The sequence below is a fragment of the Devosia sp. genome, assembly GCF_028290435.1.
GTDB lineage: Bacteria > Pseudomonadota > Alphaproteobacteria > Rhizobiales > Devosiaceae > Devosia.
In genome coordinates this window covers 71,922-90,068 of sequence record NZ_JAQGJV010000074.1, presented here as the reverse complement: position 1 = coordinate 90,068, position 18,147 = coordinate 71,922, and the positions used below count along the sequence as shown (strand labels likewise).

The window sequence follows — 18,147 nt, the reverse complement described above, 5'->3', positions numbered from 1 at the left end:
ACGAGCCTCGAACCACGAGGGCGTGGCACTATCGTGGTGCCGCCGCCCGCTCCAAACGGTCGTTGATCGCCTCCCCCAGCCCCTCCATCGGAACCGGCGCCACCGCAATCACCGCCGCCCCCGACGCATCCAACTCATGCAGCATCGAGAACAAGTTCCGCGCCGCCTCATGCAGGTCGCCGGCTGGCGAGAGATTGCGCACCGGGCCCGCGAAGCCTGCCTCTGAACCAAACGCCAAATAAGCCTCCCCAGCCTGCGGCGCCGTATTCAGCCGCACCGCCGCGCGCGGCGCATAGTGGCTCAACAGCATTCCTGGCGCCGCGATCGCGCTGTCCTTGGGCGCAAGCTCCACGCTCTGGCCGATCGTCGCCTCGATGTCAGACCGGGCCAGCGCCCCTGCCCGCAACTGGATCAACCGATCGCCATCGACGCGGATGATGGTGGACTCAACACCAGATGTGCACGGCCCACCATCAACCACCGGAACGCGACCCTCAAAGCCCAGCACGACCTGCTCGGCGGTTGTCGGCGACAACCGCCCGGATGGATTGGCAGAGGGCGCAGCCAACGGCAGGCCGGCCGCGCGGATCAGTTCCAGCGCCAACGGATGGTTCGGAACCCGGATCGCCACGCTATCCAGCCCGGCCGTAGCAACATCCGCCAACCCATTTCCCGGCTTCGCCGGCAGCACCAAAGTCAGTGGACCGGGCCAAAATTCAGCCAACCGCTCGGCGAGCGGCGGGAACTCGGCCAGGGTCTTGGCCATCGCCAGATCAGCGACGTGGATAATCAACGGGTTAAACCGGGGGCGGCCCTTGGTCTCGTAAATCGACAGAACCGCATCGGCGTTGGTGGCGTCGGCGCCCAGGCCGTAAACGGTTTCGGTGGGGAAGGCACACAGCTTCCCCTCACGCAGAAGTGCGGCAGCGGCGGCGATATCGAGGAAAGCGCTCATGAGGGCTGTTTGACAACCGGGCGGCGGCACGTCAAGACGGAGTGAACCCACGAGAAGAGTTTCAGAGTGACCACACTTCTCATCAACCAGCCCAATTTCGACGGCCACGTCACGCCGACAGGTCATCCCGAACGCGCCGACCGCATCCGCGCCGTCGACGATGCGCTGGCCAAGTCGCGCTTCGACGCGCTGCTGCGCCGGCCCGCCCCTTCCGGCGACCTGACGCTGGCGGAACTGGTGCATTCGACAAAGTACATGAGCATCCTGCGCGATGCGCGTCCGGCCGAGGGCATCGGCCAGATCGATGGCGATACCTTCATCTCCTCCACATCGCTGGACACGGTGAGCACCGCTTTAGGCGGGGCATTGGCGGCGCTGGACGCGGTGCTGCTGGGCGAGGCGGACAACGCCTTCTGCGCCATTCGTCCACCAGGGCATCATGCGGAATTCGACAGCCCGATGGGGTTTTGCCTGGTCAACACCATCGCCATCGTGGCGCGTGAGGCGCAGCGCAAGTACGGCGCCGAGCGGGTGGCAATCGTCGATTTCGACGTGCACCACGGCAATGGCACGCAGGACATTTTCAAGAGCGATCCCAGCGTGTTCTACGCCTCGAGCCACCAGATGCCGCTTTATCCCGGCAGCGGCAAGCCGAGCGAAACCGGCGTCGGCAATATCACCAATGCCCCGCTCGATCCCGATACCGACGGGCAGGCGATGCGCGAAGCCTATATCGGCCGGATTTTCCCGGCGCTGATTAACTTTTCACCCGATCTGATCCTGATATCGGCCGGCTTCGACGCCCATGAGCGCGATCCCCTGGCCCAGCTCAACTGGAATGCGCAGGATTACGGCTGGCTCACCGGCAAGCTGATGGACGTGGCCGAGCGCCATTGCGGCAACCGGATTGTGTCGCTGCTCGAAGGTGGCTATGACCTCAAGGGGCTGGCCGGGGGTGTTTCGCACCACGTGGCCATGCTGATGGACGGCGCCATCGGGCGGCTGGAAGAATAGGATTTTTGCCATGGCTGAGGCCAATGAGGACATCAAGGCGCTGAGCTTCGAGGCAGCGTTGGCCCAGCTTGAGGAAATCGTCGGCAAGCTGGAAAGCGGCCGCGCGCCGCTGGCGGAATCGATCGCCATCTATGAACGCGGCGAAGCCCTGAAGGCCCATTGCGAGGGTTTGCTGCGGACGGCCGAAGCGCGGATCGAGAAGATCACCCTCAGCCGCGACGGCAAGGCGACGGGGACGGAGCCGCTGGACGCTTAAGGCGTCGCGGGACATCGATGAGCCAAAACCCAAAAACCCTGCGCAATTTCCGCATCGTCTTGTGGAGCCTTGTGGTCCTGGTCGCCATCGGCGCGACGGGACTTTACCTGTTCAAGCCTCCTGCCCGTCCGCTGGGCGTCACCGGGCAGGCGTTCGAGCTAGCCTCCACCAAGGGCGGCGAGTTCACGCAGGCCGATCTCAAGGGCAAGCCGAGCCTCGTATTCTTCGGCTACACCTTCTGCCCCGACGTGTGCCCGACGACGCTGGCCGAGACGACGGCGTGGCGTGCACAATTGGGCGTCGGTGCAGATGATTTGCGCATCATTTTCGTCACCGTCGACCCCGATCGCGACACGCTCGACAAGGTCAAGGGCTATGTCGAAGGGTTCGATCCCTCGATCATCGGACTGGTCGGCGACCAGGCCCAGACCGACGCGGTCAAAAAGGCGTTCGGCGTGTTTTCCGAAAAGAAGGGCGAGCCAGGCGACCCGTATTATCTCGTCGATCACACGGCGCTGGTCTACCTCATCAACGCCGATGGCACCTTCCAGAGCACCGTCGCCTATGACGAAGCCAGCGACACCGCCGTGGGCAAGATCAAACGATTGATCGCCGGATGAGCGAACGCATCCGCCTTGACCTGGCGCTGGAGCAGCGCGGCCTCGTGCCCAGCCGCGCGCGGGCCCGCGACGCGATTTTGCGCGGCACCGTGACGATCAACGATGTCACTGCGGTCAAGCAAAACCAGATGGTTGGCAAGGACGACAAACTGGCGCTGAGCGATCCCGCCTCCAACTATGTGTCACGTGCCGCGCTGAAGCTGGTGGCGGGACTGGAGGCGGCGGAGATCGACGTGACCGGCAAGGTCTGTCTCGACGTCGGCGCCTCTACCGGCGGTTTCACCCAGGTGCTCATGGAGCGCGGCGCTGCCAAGATTTATGCAGTCGACGTGGGCCATGACCAGTTGCACCAACGCCTGCGCGGCAGCGATAGGGTCATCAACATCGAAGGCTTCAACGCCCGCGACTTGAGCGCCGAGCAAATCACCGACCCCGTCGAAGTGCTGGTGTCGGACGTGAGTTTCGTATCGGTGACCAAAGTGCTGGCCGCGCCATTGGGCCTCTGCGCACCGGGGGCCTCCGCGGTAATCCTGTTCAAGCCGCAGTTCGAGGTCGGCCGCAAGAACGTCGGCAAGGGCGGCATCGTGACCAGCGCCGAGGCAATCGCCGAGGCACTGGGTGAGGTCGTGGCGTTCATGGCCGCGCAGGGTTTTGCCCACCGCATGTCGGTGGCCTCCCCGATCACCGGCGGCGACGGCAACCAGGAAACCGTAATGGTGTTCGCGCGGACCTAGTTCCGCTCAAATCCCACCGCACCCTCGCGACCGGTCTGCCCACGATGGCGCAGATAGTGATCGGCCAGAACACACGCCATCATCGCCTCACCCACCGGCACCGCACGGATACCGACGCAGGGGTCATGCCGACCCTTGGTGATGATGTCGGTATTCTCGTTTGCCGTCGTCACGGTCTGGCGCTCCGACAGGATCGATGACGTCGGCTTTACGGCGAAGCGGCAGACCACGGGATCGCCATTGGAAATGCCACCCAAAATCCCCCCGGCATGGTTGGACAGGAAATACGGCCGGTCCGGGCCCGCGCGCATCTGGTCGGCGTTGTCCACGCCGGTGAGGCTAGCGGCTTCGAAACCCGCGCCGATTTCGACGGCCTTGACGGCATTGATGCTCATCATGGCGGAGGCCAGGTCCGCACTCAGTTTGCCATAGATCGGCGCGCCCCAGCCGGCGGGCACGTTTTCGGCCACAACCTCGATGACGGCACCGACGGAATTGCCCGATTTGCGGATGCCATCAAGATAATCGGCCCACATTGCAGCCGCCGTGGCGTCGGCGCAGAAGAACGGATTCTGGTCGACCTGATCCCAATCGAAATTGGCATAATCGATCTTGTGCGGGCCGATCTGGACCAGGCTGGCGCGAATAGTGATACCCGCCAGCACCGCGCGGGCCACGGCGCCGGCCGCGACTCGGGCTGCAGTCTCACGCGCCGATGTGCGGCCACCGCCACGATAATCGCGAATGCCGTATTTCTGGTCATAAGTGTAGTCGGCGTGGCCCGGACGGTATTTGTCGCGGATTTCGGCATAGTCCTTGGAGCGCTGGTCGGTATTGTCGATCATCAGCGAAATGGGCGTGCCGGTGGTGCGCGACCCGTCGGTGCGCTCGTCCTCGAACACGCCGGACAGGATGCGCACGGCATCGTCTTCGCGGCGCTGCGTGGTGTATTTGGATTGGCCGGGCTTGCGGCGGTCAAGATCCCGCTGGATCATTTCAGCGGTCAGCGCAATACCGGGCGGGCAGCCATCGACGACCACGCCGAGCGCGGGACCATGGCTTTCACCCCAGGTGGTGAAGCGGAAAAGCTGTCCGAAGGTATTGAAAGACATAGTGTGGCCCTTTGCGTGCGGGCTTTTTAGGAGCGAGTGGCGGGAAGGTCAATCGAGCCAGTTTTCAACGCGCAAATTTGGAACGCGTGAGAACTCGCGGATGTTGTCGATGATGAGCGGCAGGCCGAGCGCGAGAGCGTGAGCGGCAATGAAAAGGTCATTGGCGCCAATCGGCGTTCCGGCCCGTTCTAGAGCCAACCGCGTGGAGCAGTAGTGTTCGATGACATCAAGGGACAGCGGGAGGACGTCGAACAGTCGTGATGCTATATTTACCTGAGTTCTGAGGCGGTCGGATCCCAACTTGTCGACGCCAAAACGCAGTTCCGCCGCAACAACTAGGGAAACGCACAACCCGCCCTTAGGAAATTCGCGGAAGCGGCCAGCGGCGCCGCCACTCGGAGCGCGTGAGAGATGATATTTGTGTCGAGCATCGCCGCATAGGCGGTCACAGCTCGATATCGTCAAGTGGCAGAAGTCCTTCGTCCACATTTGGGAAGTCCACATCGACCGGATCGAGACTATCGAAAAACTCGGCCCAGGAGCTTGGTTCGTCTTTGGTCGTGGTGCTCGGCTCGATGATAAGGCGATTACCGTCCTTGATGATCGTCACCTCTTTTCCCGGCAACTCGAACTCTACAGGAATGCGCACAGCCTGGTTGCGGCCATTGCGGAACAGGCTTGCAGTTTTGATCTCGTTCACGGGCGCCTCCATCAGGCATATGCCTTAACATATGCCTGAACATGTGGCCGGACAGGAAGTCTAGATATCGCCCGCCCTTAGCAGTTCCATCTTGCCCGGCGTAAAATGCATGATGGCATCCTGCGGAGGGGCCCAGTTGATGACTTCGAGGATGGGAGCGCGCTCGATGAGGACGCGCAGGGTGCGGGCGATGCCGCCATGGGCGACGACGATGGAGGGGCCCGACATGGTGTGGGCGAACTGTTCCATGCGCGCCTCGACGTCGCGGTAGTTTTCGCCATTTTCCGGACGGTATTCCCAATACGACTCGGTGCGCAGGCCGGGGGCGTGGGCCATGTTGGCGGGTAGCTCCTCAAACAGCATGCCCTCGAGCACACCGAAGGAAATCTCCATCAGGCGAACATCGTACTTGACTGGCGGCAGCGGCGTGGTGAAGCCGGCGCGGACGCGGTCCATGGTGTCGCGGGTACGGTTGAGGGGCGAAGCGTGCCACTCGAATGCCATGGGATCGAGGCCACGCGCGGCCAACAGGGCGGCGAGCGCCAGACCGTTCTGGTCGGCCTGCCCCTGCCCTTTTTCGTTGAGCGGGATATCCTTGCGCCCCTGATAGCGGCGCTCGGCGTTCCAAGGGGTTTCCCCATGGCGGACGAAATAGATCTCTGGCCAGATCAAGGCGGTCATGTTCGATCTCTCTTGCAGGCGCGCGCCCGCCTGCCGCAACATAGTTACAAACGAGCGACTATTCGCCCGCCTGGGGCTCGACATTGTCGAGCAATTTCATGCTAACGACGTTGGAGCCAACATATCGGTTGTGGCACAGGGTGCCCTCACCGGCAAGTTCGCTGCCCTGCGAAACCATTGCAAGAATTTAGGTATTTCATGGCCCTGAGCACCGCCGAAATTGCCGCCGAGCTGAGCCGCCTGCTGGGGCCGGCCGCCGTCATCGCCGACCAGAATGACATGGCGCCATACCTCAACGAACCACGCAAACGCTTCCACACGCCGGCCGCCGCCATCGTGCGGCCAGCGGACGTGGCGCAGGTGCAGGCCGTGGTGCGCTGGGCCGATGCGCAGGGCGTCGGACTCATTCCGCAGGGCGGCAATACCGGGCTGGTGGGCGCGCAGGTGCCCCTGCGCGGCGACGAGGTGATCGTCAGCCTGCAGCGGCTGGACAAGGTGCGGAATATCGACACGGCGGCGGGGACGATGACGGCTGAAGCCGGGGTCATTCTCGAAAACGCGCATAAGGCCGCCGAGGCCGAGGGCGCGATGTTCCCGCTATGGCTCGCCTCGCAGGGGTCGGCGCGGATTGGCGGCGTGCTGTCGTCCAATGCCGGCGGCGTGAACGTACTAGCGTTCGGCAATGCACGGGAATTGTGCATGGGAGTCGAGGCCGTACTGGCGGATGGCCGGCTCTATCGTGGGCTCAATTCGCTCAAGAAGGACAATACGGGTTACGACCTCAAAGACCTGCTGGTCGGTGCAGAGGGGACGTTGGGCATCATCACCGCAGCGACGCTGAAAATCTTCCCGCAGCCGGAGGATCACGAGACGGCTTTGGTCAGCGTGGCGTCGCCGGAGATGGCGCTGGAGCTGTTTCAACTGCTGCGGGCACGGGCCGGCTCGCGCCTCAATGCGTTCGAACTGATCCCGCAGATCGGGCTAGAATTCCAGTTGCGGCACGGCATGCTGACGCGCGACCCAACGGCCGGCCCCTCTCCTTGGTATGCGCTGGTTGAACTGTCGCGGATGAAGGGCACCGAGCCGGGTGCGCTGGAGGCAGCGCTTGAAGCAGGACTGGACCTGGGCCTTCTGGAAACGGCGGCCATGGCGCAATCGGCCGCCGACCGCACCAATATGTGGGCCTTCCGCGAGCAGATGAGCGAGGTGCAATCGCGCGAGGGCGCCTCGATCAAGCACGACGTGTCGGTGCCGATCGCCGCCATCCCACAACTGATCGCCGAAGGGTCGGCGGCGGCGGAGCGGGTCATGCCTGGCATTCGCCCGGTGCCATTCGGCCATATGGGCGACGGCAATATCCACTTCAACTTCAGCCAACCGATTGGCGCCGATCCGAAATGGGTGATGGCGCAGGACGACGCCGTGCATGAGGCAATCTACGAGATCGTTCTGAAGCTGGGCGGCTCGTTCTCGGCCGAACATGGCATCGGCCAGCTCAAGGTGGACCTGCTCAAGCGGGTAAAGGACCCGGTGGCGCTGGAGATGATGCGCGCGATCAAGACCGCGCTCGATCCGAAGGGGATTTTGAACCCCGGCAAGATGCTGGGGTGATCGTCACCAAAATGTACCTACTTGATCGCATCCGGCGCTGGTCCCATTTCGAGCAAACAGATCATTTTCCCGTTTCGGAGACCCAATGCTGCTCGATATCCAATTTCTCGATGATGCCACGCGCCCCAAGGCGCCCAAGCTCGAGGGGCTAACGCCGGCGCAGCGCGCGCCGGGGGAGCACCTCAAGATGATCCACGACCACCTGCGCGAGAACATGCACGCCATTGGCGCGTTGATCGAGCGGGCCTCAGTTGGAGCGGTTTCGGTCGAGGAGGTTGCGGCGCAGACGGCGGACCTGGAGATCATCAGCAATTACCGGCGCTTCGGCAATCTGTGCGGGCGGCATTGCCAGATCGTCAATACGCACCATTCGATCGAGGATTACGCGATCTTTCCGGAGCTGAGCAAACAGAGCGAGGCGTTCCGCAAGGTCGCGGAGCGGCTGCAGGCGGAGCATGTGGTGGTGCATGAACTGCTGGTGCGGCAGATCGATGCGCTGAACGCGCTGGCGCGCGAACCCAGCACCTCGCGGTTCGAGGACGCCAAGGAAGTCTATGACGCGCTCGGTCGGGTGCTGCTGTCGCATCTCGGCTACGAGGAAGCAGAGATCGGCGACGCGCTGGGCTATTTCGGAATCGGCGTTTGAGCCGACCAGCCTATGGCATTTCGAGGACGGGTGCCCGCCGGCGCTCGTTCCAGGCGACCAGTAGCCCCGCCGTCGTGATCAGGGCCGCGCCGAGATAGACCGAGGTGGACGGCACCTCCGCCCAGAACAGGTAGCCAAACACAAAGGCCCAGATCAGCGCCGAATATTCGACGGTTCCCAGCACTCCGGCCGGGACAAGCCGCGCGGCATCCACGAGCGCATATTGCGCCACGCCACCGATGAGGCCAGCGACGATGACGAAGGCGATGGAGCGGGCATCCATGGGTTGCCAAAAGAAGATCGAGGCCGCGCCCATCACCGCCACATAGCAGAGGTTGATCGCCAGGGTCTGCACCAGCGTGCCTTCGCTTTTGGAGATGGTGCGCATCAGGATCATCGCCACGGACCAGCAGAATGCTGCGGCGAGTACCATCAGCGACGGCCAGCCCAGGCTCATGCCGACCGGATTGCAGGCGACGATGACGCCGAAAAAGCCGATGGCGGCGGCGCCGACGCGCGCCAGGGTCAGCCGCTCGCCGAGGAAGATTACGGCCAGCACGATGGTGAAGACCGGCGCGAAATAATACAGCGTCGTCATCTCGGCCAATTGAAGGTAGCGGCCGGTGGAATAGTACATGCACCAGGCCGCCAGCGTCAGCGCCGCGCGATAAAGCATCATGTGCTTGTTGGGCGACAGGCGCAGGCCGGTTAGCACGCCGGCCCGTCCGATGGAGAGCGTGATCACGACGATAACAAGGCTGCGCAGGAACAGGATCTGCACCACGGGCAGTTCCATGATGATGCCCTTGACCACGGCGTCATGCACGGCGAACAGCGAATAGGCGAGGAATCCCAGAGCCATGCCCTTGAGGGAGGCGGTATCGGCACGGCGAATTGGGGCGGACACGGGGAAACTCGCAAGCAGGCTGGAGGGGTCGATATGGCCACACTGTCTAGCACGACTGCATGAAGATGCGACGGGCGGCTAGAACAAATCCATCTGCGCGCTCCCACCGGCTTTCTTCTTGATGACCGGTTCAGGCCGAACGTCGCTGACCGGCTCGATCAGCCCAGGATCGTCCATGCGCGCCGAGTTGACGCGGCTCGAAACCGGGTGGAATTTCAGCGCCCCAACGGCCAGCGGCAGCGCCAACTGATAGGCGCTCTTGGCATCGGTGCCGCGCACATCCAGCCATTGCTCGATGGCGTCGCCCTCAAGAATCGCCGGCATCCGGTCGTGAATAGCAGAGAGCTGCCCATTGGCCGGCACGGTGATGGTCGCCACCGTATCGACTTCCTCCCCCTCGGGACCGGACCAGGTGGCATAAAGCCCGGCAAGGGCCATCGGACGACCGTCCTCATGGGTGATGTAAAACGGCTGCTTGGACTTGTCGGGATTGGTGCGCCATTCGTAATAGCCACTGGCGGGGATGATGCAGCGGCCATGCTTGAGGGCGTCGCGGAAGGCCGGCTTTTCGGCCATGGTCTCGACCCGCGCATTGATCAGCAGCGGAAACTCGCGCGGATCCTTGACCCATCGCGGCACCAGCCCCCAGCGGGCGAAATGGGCCTCACGGCGCTTGGATTCTTCCCAGATGGCGGCAACCGGTTGCGTCGGCGCAATATTGAAGCGCGGGATCATCTCGATGCTGTTCAGCGTCTTGAACAGTTCCTGCATCATTTCGGGCGGCAGGGTGGATGCGTAGCGTCCGCACATGCTTGGGGTCTCCTTACGCCTGGGTTACAGGTAGTGCCGAGCCAGCAGAATCGCAAATGGAGCGGTGATGAGCAGTCCAGCCAATGCGGCCAGCGTCGCCCTTATCCACAAGCAAAAGGTGCTACTGATCAAGCGCGCCTATGCGCCCTACCAGCATTTGTGGACCCTACCGGGCGGGCGGATCGAGCCGGGCGAAACCATCGAGCAATGCGCCGCCCGCGAGATCAAGGAAGAACTGGGATTGAGCATCACTGAGCTGCGCCCGGTCATGGTTCAGGCGCTGGGGGCGGACAAGGTTTTCCAACTGGCCGTGTTCGCCACGCAGAGCTTTGCCGGCGACATTGTCCCATCGCACGAGATCGCCGGCGTTCAATGGATCAGTCCCGACCAGATCGGCGGCCTGCGTACCACGTCCCGTCTCGATCTTGTGCTCGCCAAGGCGTTCGCGCTGTTCGAGCGAAACTGATAGAGACGAAGCAAGCCAGCATGCGGATGCACAATTGAAGCTTTTCAGAACGTTCGTGACGGCAGCAATACTGCTGACCAGCCCCTCGGCCTGGGCCATCGATCCGCTCTATCAGCCGCAGATGGAGCGGCTAGCCGAGATCATGGGCAGCCTCTATTTCCTGCAGCCGCTCTGCGACGCCGGCACCACCGATTGGCGGGCCCAGATGGAAGATCTCATCAATCTCGATGAGCCCGAAGAGGACCGCCGGCAACGCTTGGCCGGGGCGTTCAACGGCGGCTATACGGCCTTCGCGCGGTTTCACCACGCCTGCACCCCCGCCGCCAAGGAAGCGCTAACGCGGCTCCTCACCGAAGCCGAGCAGGTGGCACGCGATATCCATACGCGCTTTGCCGAATAGCCTTTTTCCCCGTTAAGTCTAATTCCTAGGCCAGCGTTAACCTTCGGGTTACTTCCTGCACGCCGGCTCGCCAGACCCATGCTAACCCAACCTTTATGTCAATCAGCAAGACCCCATTTCCAGAAGCCGACGACATCGGCACGGTGGACCACGACCATGGCGAGCGGCAGTTGGCGCTCGAATACCTGGCCGAGGCCTGGAACAGCGCCGAGGACGACGGGGTGGACAGTGTCGCCCTGGCGCATGCCTCGCTGTTCGCGGCGCTGGCGACCTTCGTCAAGCTGCATGGCGACGACGCCACCGCCGAGCTGGTAAAAATGCTCCCCGAGCGCATCCGCACCGGCGAATACAATCTGGACCGCGTGCTGCAATAGCGGCCGGCCTCATGCCGCGCCCGCGGCACCCAGCGTTCACACGGCCACGGACCTGCCTGACCACCCGGATGCGGCGCGGTCGGTGGAAGCCGGAGCCGCGGCGCTGAAGGTGCAAAGTCGTGGTGAGGTGCCCGACGCACCTCACCACTCAGACTGGCGTGGAACAGGTTCCAGATGTTGGTTAGTCTGTTGTGCAGGCGGCGTCGCCGTCCCGCTTATAATCAGCTTGGAAAGTGGGAATGCTGCCCTCACGGCCGCTCAGGTCCATATCGTCGGAGCCTAAGCCCAGATACATATAGGGCGCATCATTTTCGACCGTGCCAAAACCGAGTTGCAGCTTCTTCTTGAGCTTGCCCCACCTGGCCTTGCCAACCAACTCTTCATCGTCCGCATGGGTCGTCAAAAAGCGAAATAGAACTTCGCCGCAGGCGTTATCATCGGCAACGGAAACGCCGCAGAAATCTTTGCCGCAGGGGGCAACATCAATAGTTTTATAGAGAATGCCTTTAGATGAATAGACCGGCTTGTCATCGCTTACAGTCCAGCGACCGTAGTATTGGTCGGTTGCCGCGTATGCCAGAGTTCCGCTCAAGCCGAGGGCTAGGCCCAGCGTCAGGCTTGCAATAATGTGGGTGCGATGAGCCATCAGGAACTCCGGTTTGAATAAAATTAGCCCAAGGATTGGGTCAGTTTGCCGATGGCTAATGCTAGCGCCTTTAGCTAGTTTTGTCATTTATGTTGCGGTGCGCGGTATTTCCGAAAGTTTCGACAATGAGGGCTTTCCCGAAGCGCTGGCGGTAAAACTGGAACTCTTGCCGATTATTTTCCCCGTTCACATGGTGACGGGCGGTTTGGCGCTGTTGCTGGTGCCGCTGGTTTTATATTTGCGCGGCACAAGATGGCACCGTTTAGTGGGGCGCATCACGGCGATAGACATTTTAATCGCTGGTATTACGGCGATCCCGGTTGCAGTGGTCGTGCCTGTGACGGGAATTTCGGCGGCGGGGTTTGTGGCCCAGGGCATCACCTGGATAGTCCTGCTAGGCCTTGGCATCTGGAATATTCGGGTTGGGCGCGTTGCTTCTCACCGAGCCTGTATGTTGATGATGGCGGCGGTTACGTCGGGGGCGTTGTTCTTTCGGATTTATCTGGGCTTGTGGAAAGTCTTCGGCGTGTCCGAGTATTTTGAGGCGTTTTATGCGCTTGATGCTTGGATAGCCTGGGGGTTGCCGCTTATCGGAGTGGCACTTTGGCTGCGTCTTAACAGGAGGCCGCCCCCTAGGCCGGCAACGCCTCGAGAAACCGCATCGGCTGGCCCAGCGATGGGCTGACCAACTCGCCCTGCCACATCACCGTATTGCCGCGCAGGATGGTGCCGACGGGCCAGCCCGTGACGGAGACGCCATCATAGGGCGTCCAGCCGGCGCGGGATTTGACGTCTTCGTTGCGGATGGTCTCGATGCGCTTGAGGTCGACAATGGTCAGGTCGGCGTCATAACCCACCGCGATGCGGCCCTTGTTGGCGATGCCGAACAGACGGTTGGGGCCGGCGCTGGTCATATCGACAAAGCGAGTGAGGCTCATGCGGCCCGCATTGACGTGGTCGAGCATGATCGGCACCAGCGTCTGCACGCCGGTCATGCCGGAATGGCTGGCGGGATAGGCGTGGTCCTTTTCCTCGCGCGTATGCGGCGCGTGATCAGAGCCCAGGATATCGGCTACGCCGTTATCGACACCGGCCCAGATGCCGGCGCGGTGGACAGCGTCGCGAACCGGCGGGTTCATCTGGGCATAGGTGCCCAGCTTGGTATAGGCGGTTTCGTCCAGGGTCAGATGATGCGGCGTCACCTCGACGCTGGCGACATCCTTGTGGTCGGCGAGGAAGATCATTTCCTCACCGGTCGAGATATGCAGCACATGGATGCGCTTGCCGGTCTTATGAGCCAGCGCGACCAAGCGCTTGGTGGAATTCAGCGCCACTTCGGGCGAGCGCCAGACCGGGTGGCTGGATGGATCGCCCGGAACGCGCAGATGCTTGCGTTCTTCGAGCATGTATTCGTCTTCGGAATGGAAGGCGGCGCGGCGGGAAATGGCACGCAGGATATTTTCGACCCCGTCGTCATCAGGCACCAGCAGCGAGCCGGTGGAGGAGCCCATGAACACCTTGACGCCGGCGCAGCCCGGCAGCTTTTCCAACGTGGGCAGCTCACCGACATTTTCGTGGGTGCCACCGATATAGAAGGCGAAATCGCAATGCATGCGGTTGGTGCCCGCCGCGATCTTGGCCTCAAAGGTTTCACGCGTTGTGGTCAGCGGATTGGTATTGGGCATTTCGAACACGCCAGTGACGCCGCCCATGACGGCCGAGAGAGAGCCCGACTCGAGGTCTTCCTTGTGGGTCAGGCCCGGTTCGCGGAAATGCACCTGGGTGTCGATGACGCCGGGGAGAATGTGCAGGCCGTGGCAATCGATGACCTGATCGGCGGTGTCGCCCGACAGATTGCCGAGAGCGGCGATGCGGCCATGGCGCACGCCGACATCGGCTAGCCCGGTGCCATCATGGTTGACCAGCGTGCCGTTCTTGAAAATCTGCTCGTAGTGCGCCATGTCTTGGTCCCGCTCGCCAATCGTTCGTGGCCGATTTAGCGGAAGCTGCGCCTCAGGGGCAAGTCAACATGACCATGCATTTGCGTGCCGATCGTGCCGTGTTCCGGTTTTCCGGGCCGGACGCGCATAAATTACTCAATGATGTGGTGACCGGGCCAGTCCCCAATGCGGGGAACGAGGCGGCGTGGTGGGCGCTGTTGTCGCCGCAGGGCAAAGTGCTGGCCGAGGGCCTGGCGGGCTGGGCGCGCGAAGCGCTGTGGCTCGATGTCCATGCCTCGGTGGCAGATGATTTCTTCAAGCGCATGAAAATGTACCGCCTCCGCGCCAGCGTCGTGATCGATGATTTGCGCGAGACCCATCGTGTGGGTTGGGCGGGCGCGGTGGAGCCCGGCGCAATCGTGCATCAAGGGCGCATCGGCCATCGGGTGATCGACAGCGCCGACGAAGCCAAGGGCTGGGTGGCGGACGACAGCAACTATGCACAGGCCCGGATTGCGGCAGGCATTGCCGAACTGGGGCAGGATTTTGCGCCCGATAGCGTCTTCGCCCACGATATCGGCATGGATATCCTCGATGGCATCGACTTCGCCAAGGGCTGCTACGTCGGCCAGGAAGTCGTTAGCCGCATGAAGCATCGCGGCACCGCGCGGCGGCGGCCGGTGATCGTACATGGGGTGGAGACGGCAGCGCCGGTGCTGGCGAATGGGCGCGATAGCGGGACCATTGGCAGGGTGGTGGATGGCGCGGCGGTCGGGATCTTGCGGCTGGACCGGTTTGGCGCAGACGTCGAGGCGACCGTGGACGGGAAGTCGGTGACGCTGGAACTGCCCTCATGGGCCACCTACGCCTTCGGCGAGGTCAGCGCCGAAGAGGCGTAGCGCTTCTTCACCTCTCCCTTGGGGGAGAGGTCGACCCTCTTGGGGCGGGTGAGGGGGCGTTCCCCACGCACTTCACCCTGTGAAGGCCCCCTCACCCGGCGCTGCGCGCCGACCTCTCCCCCGAAGGGAGAGGTGAAGGGTAGAAATTGAAGAATCGGCCGCCCTGCCCTACCCTCAAGGCTCAATCAGTTTTGGGGGCAGCATGGCACGCGGAAAAGACCGCGCCTGGCAACGGATGTTGTCCGGACGGCGGCTGGATATCCTGGACCCCTCCCCGCTCGACGTGGAGCTGAGCGATATTGCCCATGGGTTGGCCCGCGTGGCGCGCTGGAACGGGCAGACGATCGGGGATTATCCATTTTCGGTGGCGCAGCATTCGGTGCTGGTGCTCGAACTGTTCCGCGCCCACAATCCACAGGCCGACGGGGCCGCACAATTGCAGGCGCTGCTGCATGATGCGCCCGAATATGTGATGGGCGACATTATTTCCCCCTTCAAGGCGGCGATGGGCGGCAATTACAAAGACGTGGAAAACCGTCTGCTCGGCGCGATCCACCTGCGCTTTTCGCTGCCGGCACTGCCCACCGCGGCACTCACCAAGCTGATCAAGAAGGCGGACCGCGAGGCAGCGTTTTTCGAGGCTGTCCACCTCGCCGGCTTCGCGCCCCCTGAAGCGCGCAAATTCTTCGGCGAGCCCAGCATGCCGACCTTTGACGTGGACGCCTTCGACCGCCTGATCCGGCCGTGGCCGACGCGCGAAGCCCATGACCGCTTCGTCGCCGCGTTCCACGCCATCACGCTCTGAAACCGAAGGACATTAACCCTAACAAAGGATGAACTTTGCTCCAGCGCCGCCATTATGGGTAATGAAGTGTTAAGAGGGCGCGAACATTCGCTCCATTTCGGGACACACCGCCATGGCTTTGCCGGATCGTAACGTGCTGCTGGGAATGGCCGTAGGGGTACTGTGCGGCATGGGTGTCGCGGCGATCGGGCCGGGCGCCGTCATGGCTGCCATTGCCGACGAAACGCGCACCGGCATCGATCCCAACGGCCTGGTGAAGTTCGAAGGCAGCACTTACGATGTGCAGTACGACGACACGGTCGACACCACGCCCACCAGCAAGAGCCGGATCAAGAAGGTCGAATTCGGCCGCGTGAGTTACGTGGACATCACCACAACCGCCACGGGCACCTATTCGACCGACGCGATGTTTTCGAACAATATCCAGTATCCGGGCATCGAAGTGAACCAAGTGCCGTCGGAAAATGCCGGCGCGATTTCAGTCCTCGGCATTGGCCACCATTGGATCGCGTTGCCGCTGGCGCGCGGCAACTCCTTCGTGCACATCCGCAGCCGCGACCACTCGACCTTCAGCGGCAATGGCGTCACCTGCGTGTTCACCCGGCATACGACAACCTGCTGACGATGAAGAAATCCAGCATGCTTGCCACAATTAGCCGAACAGCCAGCCGTTTTTGAACTTGTAGAAAATGTGCAGCCCGATCTGGGTGACCTTGGTCATGCGGGGCGCCCAGGCGGGGCGGACGTAGCTGGCGTGGTAGTGCGTCGCGTCCGCGACTTCAGTCAGATAAAGCTCGCCGGCAGTGACTTTGCTGGCGATTTCCTCGGCTTGCGCCCAGGACTTCTCGTCATTAATGCGCTCCGGAATGCCGTCGCAGGCAAACGAGAACTGGCACGAATTGCGCCGCGTCTGGTTCTGGTACACGACCCCGCAGATGGTGTTGGGATAGCGATGATCCTTGACCCGGTTGAGCACCACCTGCGCCACCGCCACCTGCCCGCGATAGCTTTCGCCACGCGCTTCAAAATAAATCGCCGTCGACAGGCACCAGAGTTGCTTGGCATCGGCCGTCATGACGGCGCCCGCCGCATAAGCCCCGGTAGCCGGCGCATTGGCACGGGCATAGGCCAATTGGTCCGAGGCTAGCATCGGCATGGGGGTCGCGCCCGCTTCGGGGGCGAGCCCCGCAATGGCGCGCAGGGCATCGGAGTCCATCGCGGGATCGAGCGCAGCGACGGAAATGCGCGGCTGGTCCTCGCCTTTGCCGACAATGATCGGATCAGCGTCGGCAAGCTGAGTGGTTGCGGCTGGCGTGGCCGGACCGGCGCGCATCTCGGCAATGTGCATGCGGGCCCGCTCAAAGCTCATGGCGATGGCCATGGCGGTGGGCGTGGGCCGGTGACGATCGGATTTTTCGGCGCGGTTGGGGCCAGAGAAGCTGGCGGTATCGGCCAGGGTATTGACAGAACCGGTGATGATCGCATCGGTGCTGGAATGAGCCATGCTGGCCTCTACAAGCACCGGCATGGGCTTGCCCAAATTGCCCAGATCTCCGGACGCGGGTCCGTGGGCAGCAGCGGTGAGGCCCGCAAAACTCAGTGTGCCGATGACGCCCAATGCCAGCAGACGGGCAAAAGGGTGTCGCCGAGCAACCGCTCTGGCCGCGCCCTTTCGGGCGACGGGCCGGTGTGGATGGGCCATCAAACGCTACTCAACACTTACGCAACAAAACTAATCGCCGGCGAAAGTGACGCTAAAATGCCGACGATCGTGATGATGTCTGATTAGGGTTAGCAGGCGGTAAACGGGCGATGTGACGACAGCGTGGGGAAATGCGGGCGCAGATGTGACGGGTAATTGTGTCGCAGGATTGTGAGCCATCAGTAGGACAACTGCGTTTGCAGTCGACACCCTGCCCAACTCGGGGAGGGATCAAGGGTGGGGAGGTTAAGCCCCGATCCTAAGATCGTGGCTCCGAACACCCCACCTATTATCGGCGGCGGTAGAAACCTACTCGCAAGCCGCGATAATCGGGGCGATGGCCAGGTCGAGGCCCTGGACGCGGAAGCGCACCGTGAGCGAGCGCGTGCTAACCGGCGTGACGCGGACGGTCAGGTTCGTGGCGCCCTGGAACGACTCGAGGAAGGTCTTGGCGTCGCGGGTCACCAGGAGGGCGGTGTTGGCGTCGGTGGTCGGCAAGGTCAGGTTGCGGGCGGCTTGCAGATCGAGCTGCAGGCTGATGCCGGCGTCGCCGCCGATGGGCGACATGGTATTGCCCGCAAAGGCAAATTTGACCGACAGCACCTTGGCAGCGCAGGCCACTGTCATCACCGCGGGCTGGCGACCGCTGGGCCGGGCGGGGATCAATTGCTCAGAATTGAAGGATACGCTGTTGGCAGTGTCGCCGGGCGCGGCGCGGAAAATGGCATCGTAGCAGGCGAGCCGTTCGGGATCATCGGTGACGGCGGCACAGCTCGCGCCGTTGCTCTGGGCGAAGGCGGGGGTGGCAGGCAGCAGAGGCAAAAGCAGCAGCGCCAGAACCGGCAGAAGTTTCAAAAGCAACATCCCTA

At 62.6% G+C, this 18,147-nt stretch carries 24 protein-coding genes; 13 read left to right on the top strand and 11 right to left on the bottom strand.

The genetic code is table 11. The features are described 5' to 3' along the window. Nucleotides 1-28: 28 nt before the first annotated feature. Nucleotides 29-955: an L-threonylcarbamoyladenylate synthase gene (locus JWP26_RS15770; protein WP_299730342.1), complete on the bottom strand. Its 927-nt coding sequence runs from the start codon at nucleotides 953-955 to the stop codon at nucleotides 29-31. 66 nt (nucleotides 956-1,021) lie between these two features. On the opposite strand from JWP26_RS15770, the gene JWP26_RS15765 reads away from it, so the two are divergent. Genes JWP26_RS15765 through JWP26_RS15750 form a run of 4 tightly spaced genes read left to right on the top strand, consistent with a single transcriptional unit; the run spans nucleotide 1,022 to nucleotide 3,579 of the window. Beyond that, nucleotides 1,022-1,969 carry a histone deacetylase family protein gene (locus JWP26_RS15765; RefSeq protein ID WP_299729733.1) on the top strand — a complete coding sequence of 316 codons (948 nt, stop codon included), beginning with the start codon at nucleotides 1,022-1,024 and terminating at the stop codon, nucleotides 1,967-1,969. A 10-nt stretch (nucleotides 1,970-1,979) separates the two neighbouring features. After that, nucleotides 1,980-2,225 (top strand): exodeoxyribonuclease VII small subunit, encoded by a 246-nt coding sequence (locus JWP26_RS15760; RefSeq protein WP_299729731.1) that lies wholly within the window; start codon nucleotides 1,980-1,982, stop codon nucleotides 2,223-2,225. Nucleotides 2,226-2,242: 17 nt separating this feature from the next. Continuing rightward, entirely contained in the window at nucleotides 2,243-2,845 is a 603-nt protein-coding gene (locus JWP26_RS15755; RefSeq protein WP_299729728.1) for an SCO family protein, read from the top strand. Next, complete coding sequence (locus JWP26_RS15750; RefSeq protein WP_299729725.1) at nucleotides 2,842-3,579, top strand: TlyA family RNA methyltransferase; 738 nt, start codon at nucleotides 2,842-2,844, stop codon at nucleotides 3,577-3,579. Before JWP26_RS15755 ends, JWP26_RS15750 begins: the two co-directional genes overlap by 4 nt. Here JWP26_RS15750 and aroC read toward each other — a convergent pair. The 4 genes from aroC to JWP26_RS15730 are packed head-to-tail and all read right to left on the bottom strand — an operon-like array spanning nucleotide 3,576 to nucleotide 6,072. Then, the gene (gene aroC / locus JWP26_RS15745) at nucleotides 3,576-4,691 is read right to left on the bottom strand and encodes a chorismate synthase (protein ID WP_299729723.1); all 1,116 of its coding nucleotides are present in this window, start codon (nucleotides 4,689-4,691) and stop codon (nucleotides 3,576-3,578) included. The two genes, JWP26_RS15750 and aroC, sit on opposite strands and share 4 nt — an antisense overlap. A 48-nt stretch (nucleotides 4,692-4,739) precedes the next feature. After that, entirely contained in the window at nucleotides 4,740-5,180 is a 441-nt protein-coding gene (locus JWP26_RS15740) for a PIN domain-containing protein (protein WP_299729719.1), read from the bottom strand. Further along, nucleotides 5,137-5,391: an antitoxin gene (locus JWP26_RS15735; RefSeq protein ID WP_299729716.1), complete on the bottom strand. Its 255-nt coding sequence runs from the start codon at nucleotides 5,389-5,391 to the stop codon at nucleotides 5,137-5,139. The genes JWP26_RS15740 and JWP26_RS15735 overlap by 44 nt, the downstream gene beginning before the upstream one ends. A gap of 60 nt (nucleotides 5,392-5,451) precedes the next feature. Continuing rightward, a complete protein-coding gene (locus tag JWP26_RS15730; protein WP_299729713.1) occupies nucleotides 5,452-6,072 on the bottom strand; it encodes a histidine phosphatase family protein in 621 nt (206 codons plus the stop codon). 198 nt (nucleotides 6,073-6,270) lie between these two features. Here JWP26_RS15730 and JWP26_RS15725 point away from each other — a divergent pair, with 198 nt between their 5' ends. Both JWP26_RS15725 and JWP26_RS15720 read left to right on the top strand, forming a co-directional pair. Then, nucleotides 6,271-7,683 carry an FAD-binding oxidoreductase gene (locus JWP26_RS15725; protein WP_299729710.1) on the top strand — a complete coding sequence of 471 codons (1,413 nt, stop codon included), beginning with the start codon at nucleotides 6,271-6,273 and terminating at the stop codon, nucleotides 7,681-7,683. Between the two features lie 85 nt (nucleotides 7,684-7,768). Continuing rightward, complete coding sequence (locus JWP26_RS15720) at nucleotides 7,769-8,329, top strand: hemerythrin domain-containing protein (RefSeq protein WP_299729707.1); 561 nt, start codon at nucleotides 7,769-7,771, stop codon at nucleotides 8,327-8,329. A 10-nt stretch (nucleotides 8,330-8,339) separates the two neighbouring features. On the opposite strand, the gene JWP26_RS15715 is transcribed toward JWP26_RS15720, so the two are convergent. Together JWP26_RS15715 and JWP26_RS15710 are read right to left on the bottom strand one after the other, a co-directional pair. Beyond that, complete coding sequence (locus tag JWP26_RS15715) at nucleotides 8,340-9,236, bottom strand: DMT family transporter (RefSeq protein WP_299729704.1); 897 nt, start codon at nucleotides 9,234-9,236, stop codon at nucleotides 8,340-8,342. Between the two features lie 78 nt (nucleotides 9,237-9,314). Continuing rightward, complete coding sequence (locus tag JWP26_RS15710; RefSeq protein ID WP_299729702.1) at nucleotides 9,315-10,046, bottom strand: SOS response-associated peptidase; 732 nt, start codon at nucleotides 10,044-10,046, stop codon at nucleotides 9,315-9,317. Between the two features lie 67 nt (nucleotides 10,047-10,113). Between JWP26_RS15710 and JWP26_RS15705 the strand changes: the two genes are divergently transcribed. The 3 genes from JWP26_RS15705 (at nucleotide 10,114) to JWP26_RS15695 (ending at nucleotide 11,286) form a co-directional block, all read left to right on the top strand. Further along, nucleotides 10,114-10,512 (top strand): NUDIX domain-containing protein, encoded by a 399-nt coding sequence (locus JWP26_RS15705; protein ID WP_299729700.1) that lies wholly within the window; start codon nucleotides 10,114-10,116, stop codon nucleotides 10,510-10,512. A gap of 34 nt (nucleotides 10,513-10,546) precedes the next feature. Beyond that, a complete protein-coding gene (locus JWP26_RS15700; RefSeq protein ID WP_299729697.1) occupies nucleotides 10,547-10,912 on the top strand; it encodes a TIGR02301 family protein in 366 nt (121 codons plus the stop codon). Between the two features lie 95 nt (nucleotides 10,913-11,007). Further along, nucleotides 11,008-11,286 (top strand): hypothetical protein, encoded by a 279-nt coding sequence (locus JWP26_RS15695; protein WP_299729694.1) that lies wholly within the window; start codon nucleotides 11,008-11,010, stop codon nucleotides 11,284-11,286. A gap of 181 nt (nucleotides 11,287-11,467) precedes the next feature. Here the strand turns inward: JWP26_RS15695 and JWP26_RS15690 are convergent, their stop codons facing one another. Beyond that, a complete protein-coding gene (locus JWP26_RS15690) occupies nucleotides 11,468-11,932 on the bottom strand; it encodes a hypothetical protein (protein ID WP_299729692.1) in 465 nt (154 codons plus the stop codon). Between the two features lie 13 nt (nucleotides 11,933-11,945). Between JWP26_RS15690 and JWP26_RS15685 the strand changes: the two genes are divergently transcribed. Then, nucleotides 11,946-12,617 carry a DUF2306 domain-containing protein gene (locus tag JWP26_RS15685; protein ID WP_299729690.1) on the top strand — a complete coding sequence of 224 codons (672 nt, stop codon included), beginning with the start codon at nucleotides 11,946-11,948 and terminating at the stop codon, nucleotides 12,615-12,617. Here the strand turns inward: JWP26_RS15685 and JWP26_RS15680 are convergent. Next, nucleotides 12,565-13,893: a dihydroorotase gene (locus tag JWP26_RS15680; protein ID WP_299729687.1), complete on the bottom strand. Its 1,329-nt coding sequence runs from the start codon at nucleotides 13,891-13,893 to the stop codon at nucleotides 12,565-12,567. The genes JWP26_RS15685 and JWP26_RS15680 overlap by 53 nt on opposite strands. A 68-nt stretch (nucleotides 13,894-13,961) precedes the next feature. Here JWP26_RS15680 and JWP26_RS15675 point away from each other — a divergent pair, with 68 nt between their 5' ends. The 3 genes from JWP26_RS15675 to JWP26_RS15665 all read left to right on the top strand — a co-directional run bounded on the left by JWP26_RS15675 (nucleotide 13,962) and on the right by JWP26_RS15665 (nucleotide 16,198). Then, nucleotides 13,962-14,771, top strand: a complete 810-nt coding sequence (locus tag JWP26_RS15675) for a folate-binding protein (RefSeq protein WP_299729684.1) — start codon at nucleotides 13,962-13,964, stop codon at nucleotides 14,769-14,771. Between the two features lie 202 nt (nucleotides 14,772-14,973). Further along, nucleotides 14,974-15,576: an HD family hydrolase gene (locus tag JWP26_RS15670; protein ID WP_299729681.1), complete on the top strand. Its 603-nt coding sequence runs from the start codon at nucleotides 14,974-14,976 to the stop codon at nucleotides 15,574-15,576. 112 nt (nucleotides 15,577-15,688) lie between these two features. Beyond that, a complete protein-coding gene (locus tag JWP26_RS15665) occupies nucleotides 15,689-16,198 on the top strand; it encodes a hypothetical protein (protein WP_299729678.1) in 510 nt (169 codons plus the stop codon). Between the two features lie 30 nt (nucleotides 16,199-16,228). Here JWP26_RS15665 and JWP26_RS15660 read toward each other — a convergent pair whose 3' ends face one another. Together JWP26_RS15660 and JWP26_RS15655 are read right to left on the bottom strand one after the other, a co-directional pair. Continuing rightward, nucleotides 16,229-17,080, bottom strand: coding sequence for a cell wall hydrolase (locus JWP26_RS15660; protein WP_299729675.1), 852 nt, complete (start codon nucleotides 17,078-17,080; stop codon nucleotides 16,229-16,231). A 507-nt stretch (nucleotides 17,081-17,587) separates the two neighbouring features. Next, nucleotides 17,588-18,133 (bottom strand): hypothetical protein, encoded by a 546-nt coding sequence (locus JWP26_RS15655; protein ID WP_299729672.1) that lies wholly within the window; start codon nucleotides 18,131-18,133, stop codon nucleotides 17,588-17,590. Nucleotides 18,134-18,147 lie beyond the last annotated feature (14 nt).

What these genes read in the sequence shown, in the direction of transcription:
- JWP26_RS15770 (WP_299730342.1), bottom strand. Translation starts at nt 955, where the DNA reads ATGAGCGCTTTCCTCGATATCGCCGCCGCTGCCGCACTTCTGCGTGAG.
- JWP26_RS15760 (WP_299729731.1), top strand. Translation starts at nt 1,980, where the DNA reads ATGGCTGAGGCCAATGAGGACATCAAGGCGCTGAGCTTCGAGGCAGCG.
- JWP26_RS15755 (WP_299729728.1), top strand. Translation starts at nt 2,243, where the DNA reads ATGAGCCAAAACCCAAAAACCCTGCGCAATTTCCGCATCGTCTTGTGG.
- JWP26_RS15750 (WP_299729725.1), top strand. Translation starts at nt 2,842, where the DNA reads ATGAGCGAACGCATCCGCCTTGACCTGGCGCTGGAGCAGCGCGGCCTC.
- aroC (WP_299729723.1), bottom strand. Translation starts at nt 4,691, where the DNA reads ATGTCTTTCAATACCTTCGGACAGCTTTTCCGCTTCACCACCTGGGGT.
- JWP26_RS15740 (WP_299729719.1), bottom strand. Translation starts at nt 5,180, where the DNA reads ATGTGGACGAAGGACTTCTGCCACTTGACGATATCGAGCTGTGACCGC.
- JWP26_RS15730 (WP_299729713.1), bottom strand. Translation starts at nt 6,072, where the DNA reads ATGACCGCCTTGATCTGGCCAGAGATCTATTTCGTCCGCCATGGGGAA.
- JWP26_RS15725 (WP_299729710.1), top strand. Translation starts at nt 6,271, where the DNA reads ATGGCCCTGAGCACCGCCGAAATTGCCGCCGAGCTGAGCCGCCTGCTG.
- JWP26_RS15720 (WP_299729707.1), top strand. Translation starts at nt 7,769, where the DNA reads ATGCTGCTCGATATCCAATTTCTCGATGATGCCACGCGCCCCAAGGCG.
- JWP26_RS15710 (WP_299729702.1), bottom strand. Translation starts at nt 10,046, where the DNA reads ATGTGCGGACGCTACGCATCCACCCTGCCGCCCGAAATGATGCAGGAA.
- JWP26_RS15705 (WP_299729700.1), top strand. Translation starts at nt 10,114, where the DNA reads ATGAGCAGTCCAGCCAATGCGGCCAGCGTCGCCCTTATCCACAAGCAA.
- JWP26_RS15695 (WP_299729694.1), top strand. Translation starts at nt 11,008, where the DNA reads ATGTCAATCAGCAAGACCCCATTTCCAGAAGCCGACGACATCGGCACG.
- JWP26_RS15690 (WP_299729692.1), bottom strand. Translation starts at nt 11,932, where the DNA reads ATGGCTCATCGCACCCACATTATTGCAAGCCTGACGCTGGGCCTAGCC.
- JWP26_RS15680 (WP_299729687.1), bottom strand. Translation starts at nt 13,893, where the DNA reads ATGGCGCACTACGAGCAGATTTTCAAGAACGGCACGCTGGTCAACCAT.
- JWP26_RS15675 (WP_299729684.1), top strand. Translation starts at nt 13,962, where the DNA reads ATGACCATGCATTTGCGTGCCGATCGTGCCGTGTTCCGGTTTTCCGGG.
- JWP26_RS15670 (WP_299729681.1), top strand. Translation starts at nt 14,974, where the DNA reads ATGGCACGCGGAAAAGACCGCGCCTGGCAACGGATGTTGTCCGGACGG.
- JWP26_RS15665 (WP_299729678.1), top strand. Translation starts at nt 15,689, where the DNA reads ATGGCTTTGCCGGATCGTAACGTGCTGCTGGGAATGGCCGTAGGGGTA.
- JWP26_RS15660 (WP_299729675.1), bottom strand. Translation starts at nt 17,080, where the DNA reads ATGGCTCATTCCAGCACCGATGCGATCATCACCGGTTCTGTCAATACC.